Annotated in this window: 8 protein-coding genes; 1 reads left to right on the top strand and 7 read right to left on the bottom strand. The window is 69.9% G+C overall.

Annotated features, from left to right (window positions below; translation table 11 throughout):
* Window positions 1-29: 29 nt before the first annotated feature.
* The 7 genes from MKK69_RS18565 to MKK69_RS18595 form a co-directional block, all read right to left on the bottom strand.
* Complete coding sequence (locus MKK69_RS18565; RefSeq protein ID WP_243970244.1) at window positions 30-311, bottom strand: MSMEG_0570 family nitrogen starvation response protein; 282 nt, start codon at window positions 309-311, stop codon at window positions 30-32.
* A complete protein-coding gene (locus MKK69_RS18570) occupies window positions 304-1,479 on the bottom strand; it encodes an MSMEG_0565 family glycosyltransferase (protein ID WP_243970246.1) in 1,176 nt (391 codons plus the stop codon). The genes MKK69_RS18565 and MKK69_RS18570 overlap by 8 nt, the downstream gene beginning before the upstream one ends.
* Window positions 1,476-2,471, bottom strand: a complete 996-nt coding sequence (locus MKK69_RS18575) for a sll0787 family AIR synthase-like protein (RefSeq protein ID WP_243970248.1) — start codon at window positions 2,469-2,471, stop codon at window positions 1,476-1,478. The genes MKK69_RS18570 and MKK69_RS18575 overlap by 4 nt, the downstream gene beginning before the upstream one ends.
* Window positions 2,471-3,016, bottom strand: coding sequence for an MSMEG_0567/Sll0786 family nitrogen starvation N-acetyltransferase (locus tag MKK69_RS18580; RefSeq protein ID WP_243970249.1), 546 nt, complete (start codon window positions 3,014-3,016; stop codon window positions 2,471-2,473). Before MKK69_RS18580 ends, MKK69_RS18575 begins: the two co-directional genes overlap by 1 nt.
* Window positions 3,013-4,116, bottom strand: a complete 1,104-nt coding sequence (locus MKK69_RS18585; RefSeq protein WP_243970256.1) for an MSMEG_0568 family radical SAM protein — start codon at window positions 4,114-4,116, stop codon at window positions 3,013-3,015. The genes MKK69_RS18580 and MKK69_RS18585 overlap by 4 nt, the downstream gene beginning before the upstream one ends.
* A complete protein-coding gene (locus MKK69_RS18590; protein ID WP_243970251.1) occupies window positions 4,070-5,146 on the bottom strand; it encodes a Nit6803 family nitrilase in 1,077 nt (358 codons plus the stop codon). The genes MKK69_RS18585 and MKK69_RS18590 overlap by 47 nt, the downstream gene beginning before the upstream one ends.
* 82 nt (window positions 5,147-5,228) lie before the next feature.
* Window positions 5,229-5,711 (bottom strand): MSMEG_0572/Sll0783 family nitrogen starvation response protein, encoded by a 483-nt coding sequence (locus MKK69_RS18595; RefSeq protein ID WP_058191264.1) that lies wholly within the window; start codon window positions 5,709-5,711, stop codon window positions 5,229-5,231.
* A 355-nt stretch (window positions 5,712-6,066) separates the two neighbouring features.
* Here MKK69_RS18595 and MKK69_RS18600 point away from each other — a divergent pair.
* Window positions 6,067-6,323, top strand: a 257-nt coding sequence (locus MKK69_RS18600; protein WP_243970253.1) for a GntR family transcriptional regulator, incomplete at its 3' end; no start/stop codon positions are given.

The following is a 6,323-nucleotide window of genomic DNA, read 5'->3' on the forward strand; positions in this document are numbered from 1 at the left end:
CCGCGATGGTTCGAGGGGAGGCGCCGGGTTCAGGGTTCGAAGCGCTCGACCGTGACGAGGCCGCCGGGGTCCTGCCGTTGCGCCGCGGCCTCGATCCGGGCGCGTTGGGCCATCGCCGACGTGCAGGCGAAGCCGTATGTCTCGCGCACCCGCTCGCTCGCGATCGTGAGGGCCGTACGGGTTTTCTCGACGAAGTCGCCGAGGGCGTAGCGCTCGCCGACCGTGAGGAAATCCTTCACGACGAGGGAGGGCGAATAGCAGGCCTCCCGCCGTCCATCGGGCCAACGGATGTGGACGTGCATCTCAGGCATGGATCGGCTCCCGTTCGACGCGTGCGCAGGCCGCGTAGGTCCCGAGGTGACGCTCGGCGCAGGCGCGCCAGGAATGGGCGGCGGCCCGGGCCGAACCGGCGGCGCGCAGGCCGGCGCGCGTCATCGGTGCCAGGGCGGCCGTCATGGCGTCGGCGATGTCACGGGGATCGCCAGGATCGACGAAGAGGGCGTCGTCGCTCCGGAGGTATTCAGTGAAGGGCGGCCGGCGAGAGACGATGGCGGGGGTGCCGCAGGCCATCGCCTCCAGCACGCAGAGCCCGAAGCCCTCCGTCCAGGAGGGAAAGGCGAGAACGTCCGCCCGGCGATAGAAGGCCGGCATTTCCTCCTGCGAGACTGGGCCGGTCTCGATCACCGCCTCGCCGCGCCCGACCACGAGCCCGTGTGCGCGCAGCGCGGTGCGGCAGCGGGCGCCGTAGGAGGCGTGGTCGAGGAGCGATGCGCCGCCGACGACCACGAGTTGCGCTTGGCGGTGACGTCGACGCAGGAGCGCGAAAGCCTCGATGATCCCGGCCGTGTTCTTCCGCGCCTCGAATCCGCCGACGCTCAGGACGACCGGCCCGACGCCGATGCCCCAGCGCTCCCGCACGATCGCGTCGGCTTCGGTCGGCGCCTCTCGGTAGATCGATAGGTCCACCCCGTTCCCGACGACGCCGACCTCCGTACCGCAATCGTCCGCGATCCGGTCGGCCCAGGCGTGGCTGACAGAGAGCAGGTGCGTGGCCTCCCGAATGGAGCGATCCTGCCAGTCCGCGAGCACCGGGTCTGCGAAGCTGTCGACGTGGTGGACCGTCCGCACGAAGCCGGGGATCAGGCGGCGGTGCTTGAGCGTCGCGAGCGCATTGCCGCCGATGCCGCAATGGGCGTGGAAGACGTCGAAGTCACAGGCGGCGGGCGACGCGAAGTGGCGCAGGTAATCGTCGATGCGAGCCCGCACGCGGTCGACGGTCGTGCCGCCGACCGGCTGTGCGGCCACCGAGACCGTCGGGCAGGCGGCTGCGCGAAAGAAGCCGTGCCCGGACGGATCGGGGGCGTGGACCGCCGCCTCGTGTCCGAGCGCGCACAGGGCCTCGGCAAGGGCGAGGCAATGCGCGACGCCGCCCCGCGGATTGGTGGAATGGGTCAGGACGGCGATGCGCAGGGCCGTCATGGGACGGCACCGAGGCCGTTCTGGCCACAGCCGATCAGCGGGCTGAGCGCGAAGTCCCAGACCACGGCCTCTCCGCCGGCGGCATCGCGCACGCGGGCGACCCGGCTGGCGTCGAGCCGACCCACCGTGGCGACCGCGATGTCCCGTTCGGCGAACCGCGCGCGGACGGCGGGCGTACGCTCAGGGTGCACGCTCAGGAGGTAGCCGAAGCTCGGGAAGGCGTTGAGCCAGCGATCGAGCGGCACATCGGCCGGCCGCGGGATCGCGTCGAGATCTATGACGCCGCCGACGTTCGAGCATTCGAGCAGCATCAGGGCGGTGCCGACGACACCCGCCATGCTGATGTCCTTGGCCGCCCGGCAGAGCCCGTCCTCGGCGAGGGCCGGCAACAACGCGAGATCACCGCGCAGACGCTCGCCGGCTGTGCCGGTCGAGGCATCCCAGTACGGGTATGGGTCGCGGAAGCGCCCGCGCAGGTCGATCGCCGCAACGAGGTCATCGCCGGGCGCCGCGTCGAAACTCGTGAGCAGGCGCCGGCCGGCCCGGCCGAGCACGGCGACCGCGAGGTTGCCCGTATCGGCCCGGGTATTGGTATGACCGCCGACGATCGGGACGCCGTAGAGCGCCGCCGCGTCGGACAGGCCAGCCAGGATCGGCTCCGCCGCCGCGGCATCCCGGCTCCACAGCGCGTCGACCACGGCGAGCGGGCGCCCACCCATGGCGGCGATGTCGCTGAGGTTGACCATGATACCGCAATAGCCGGCGAAGTACGGATCGGCCGCGACGAAGCTGTCGAGGAAGCCCTCGATGGCGAACAGCAGGTGGCCGTCGCCATCCGGTATGGCGGCGCAATCGTCACCGACCGGCACCGTGGCCCGCCGGACGTTCAGCCCGAGGCGGGCGACAACGGCATCGATGTCGCGCTTGTGCGCGATGCCGCGCGCGTCGCGGATCTGGCGAGCCAGGGCCTGGAGGTCGAAGCCCGCCGCCATCACGCGGCCTTGCGGAACGTGACGAGCCCGTGCTCGGGATCGTGCATCGGCGGGTAGGCCGCGAGGTCCGCCTGCATCAGGTGATGGCGCCGCCCGTGCAGGTCGACCGCGTCGAGGCTCGTCCAGTGCAGGGCCTTGAACAGCGCGACGTTGCGGTCCTGTACATGGGCCAGGAACCGGGTGCAGCCCCGCGCGCGGGCCGAGGAGACCGCGACCTGGATGAGCCCGGCGCCCAGAGCGGCGGTGCCGCGGAACGGACCGGCGACGGCCAGGCGCGACCCCCACCACTCGCCGGGACGCGCCTGACCTTCGTGGATGCGCACGGTGCCGACGACGGCGTCGGCGTCGCCGCCGAGGGTCGAGAGGGCGCAGATCGGGATCGCGTGCGCGTCGACGGCGTCGCGGTCGTCATCGGTGAAGATGCGCTGCTCCACGCAGAAGACCTGGCGGCGCAGGGCCGCGCAGGCGCGCCGCTCCCACGCACCCGTGGCGAACTTGATGCGGAAGTGGCTCGGCCAATACGGCGGCACCGGTTCGAGGATCACGATGCCGTCCCCGCCCGCTCGTAGGTGGAGAGCGCCGAGCAGGCGCCGCAGCGCCCGCAACCCGCCTTGATGTCGGTGGAGCGCAGATCCGCCGTCGCCAGCATGGCGGCGAGCGGTGCCAGGATGGCGTGCATGAAGTCGGGGCCGGGCGCCGGGTGGCTCTCCAGGGGGGTCCCGGAGATCGGCACGAACGGCACGACGAACGGGTAGACGCCCATCCCGATCAGGCGCTCGGCCATCGCCAGGATCGCCTCCGGCGCATCGCCGAGGCCCGCCAGGATGTAGGTCGAGACCTGACCCCGCCCGAAGACCGGCACGGCCGCCGCGAAGGCGTCGAAGTACCGCTCCAGCGGCACGCCGGCCTTGCCGGGCATGATCCGGGCCCGGATCTCGGGCGTGACGGCCTCCAGGTGCATGCCGAGGGTATCGATGCCCGAGGCCTTCATGCGCTCGAACCAGCGGTCGTCATCCGGCGGCTCGCACTGGGCCTGGATCGGCAGGTCGACCGCGGCTTTGACCGCGAAGGCGCTCTCGCAGAGCACGGCGGCGCCCCGGTCGGTGGTGTTCGGCGTGCCGGTCGTCATGACCATGTGCCTGACGCCATCGAGGAGCACGGCCGCGCGGGCGACCTCGGCGAGCTGTTCGGGCGTCTTGTGCGCGACGGTGCGGCCGGCGGCGAGCGATTGGCCGATCGAGCAGAATTGGCAGGTCTTAGTGCGGCTCGCGTAGCGGATGCAGGTCTGGAGCACCGTGGTGGCGAGCACGTCCCGCCCGTGCAGCACGGCGATCTTCGAATAGGGCACGCCGTCGAAGGTCGAGAGCGCGTAGAAGCGCGGCTTGCCCGGAAAGGTCGCCTGCCCGATCACCACGCCGTCATGCTCGATCACCGAGACCCCGTTGGCGTCCGGGCGGCGGACCAGGAAGGGCGACTCGAAGGCGGCCTCGGTGTGGACCGGCACCATCACGGTGCGCCCCGCGATGGTCATGGCCTTATGGTCCGATGGCCCGGCCCCGCCGCGGCGGCTCGGGGCCCCGGCGCGGCTGTCGGCGAGCCTAACGCCGTAGGACTGCAACGCGTTGATCAGGCGTTCCGTCGGCATCCCGACCAAGCCCGCCACCACCGGCGGGCACGTGGGAAGGCTCGTCGGAAGCGGAGAACTGCTCATGGTCGAGGCTCCGGAAATCGGTCTGGGAACGGATCGGCTGGTGCACGAACGAGGCCGGGCGGTCGTCGTGGAGCAGGCTGAGGAGTTCGGGCCTCGCGTAGTGGCCGACCGAGTCCATCATCCGCTTGCGCTTGGTCACCAGCGCCAGGTCCATGTCGGCGATCAGGATGCCCTCGCCGGCGCCCAGCGGCTCCGCGAGGTGCCGGCCCTCGGGCGAGACGATGGCGGTGCAGTTGCCGCCGCGGCAGGCGCCGCGCAGGCGCTCGTCCGGGCAGACCTGCTCCACCTGCGCGTCGGTGAGCCAGCCCGTGGCGTTGACCACGAAGCAGGCCGCCTCCAGGGCGTGGTGGCGGATCGTCACCTCCATCTGGTCGGCGAAGATCTGGCCCACGAGCGAGCCCGGGAACTGCGCCGCGTGGATCTCCTCGTGACGCGCCATCAGGGCGTAGCGGGCGAGCGGATTGTAGTGCTCCCAGCAGGCCAGCGCGCCGACGCGCCCCACCGCCGTGTCGACCACGGTGAGGCCTGCGCCGTCGCCCTGACCCCAGATCATGCGCTCATGGTAGGTCGGCGTGATCTTCCGGCGCTTGAGCTTGAGGCTCCCGTCGGCGTCGAAGATCAGCTGCGCATTGTAGAGCGAACCGTGATCGCGCTCGTTGACGCCGAGCACGATCACCGCCCCGTGGCGGCGTGCAGCGGCGGAGACGGCCTGGGTGACGGGCCCCGGCACCGTCACGGCCCGCTCGTAGAGGCGCAGGTGCTCGGCGCCTTGCAACGCCGGCGGCAGCACGAAGGAGAAGTAGGGATAGTAGGGCACGAAGGTCTCGGGGAAGACCATGAAGCGCGCCCCCTTGGCGGCGGCCTCGTCGATGGCATTGAGGACCCGTTCCAGGGTCCCCTCCGGCCGGTCGAGATCCGGCGCGATCTGGACGGCTGCGGCCCGCACGATCCGGCTGTCTGTCATGGGAGCTCCTCCGGCTGTGACGGCGGCCACGTCGCGCGCAGCCGCCGGATGCGACGTCCCGGACGGGGTGCAACCCGGCCGGTCAGACGGTCCAGGTGTCGATGATCACCGCATTGTCGCGCTTGTGCAGGAGGATGCAGTCCAGGACATCGAGCGGGTTGATCATGCGGATACCCTCGATGAACGCGGCCTCGCCGTGACCGTAGAGGGCCTGGGTCGAGAACCGGCAGGCGTAGACCTTGCCACCCTCGGCCATGAACTTCTCGAGCTGGTTGTTGAAGTTGAGGTGCCCCGGAAAGGCCTCATCGCCGAGCCGCGGGAAGCCGCGCTGGACACCGAGCGTGATGCCGGGTCCGTAGAGAAGGATCGAGGTCTCGAAGCCCTTGCGCTGCAGACGCGTGGCCTGGAGCAGGTTCACGAGGCCAATGGAGCCCTCGAACGCGACGGTGTGGAAGGTCACCAGCGCCTTCTGGCCCGGCTCGGCCTTCACGTCCTCGAAGACCTTCTCCTCGTAATCGACCAGGAAGTCGCCCTTCTTGTGAGGCTCGCGGTTCACAGCAGGCATTGATCTCTCTCCTCGATGGATTGGACCGCGGCAGCCGGAGCCTCCGGCGGTCACACGTCGTCCATGGCAAGCGGTGTGCCACAATGCGGCGATCAATAAGTCTATCAATGAGCCCGTATGGTATGCATACAATAAACCCATCAATCGTCGCACGAACCATCGTCGTTCGTGGATTATGACGCTCATCGTTCGAGCAAGTCGTGCCTGGTGATCGCTCAGTAGATGCTCAGGCGATGATCGCGGATTGCAGGCATTGTATGGATGAATCAGCCTGGGCAGCTGGAACCGATCGCGGTACGGCTATTGCTAGCCATACAATTCAGAATTGATCGTATTATGACCCGGGCCGCGACGAATGACTGCGCCAGAGCGAGACGAACGACCGAACCCGCAGACTGGCGGGTCCGGGGGCTGGACGCCGGATCTGAAGCGGTGGGGCAAGCCGCACTACCTCGCCATTGCAGAGGCGTTGGCCGAGGACATCCGAACCGGGCGTCTGACCGCGGGGACGCGCCTGCCGACCCAGCGCGCCCTCGCTGAGGCGCTCGACCTGAACTTCACGACGGTGTCGCGCGGATACGTCGAAGCCCATAAGCGCGGGCTGATCGAGGG

It is taken from the genome of Methylobacterium sp. J-026 (assembly GCF_022829585.1).
Taxonomy (GTDB): domain Bacteria; phylum Pseudomonadota; class Alphaproteobacteria; order Rhizobiales; family Beijerinckiaceae; genus Methylobacterium.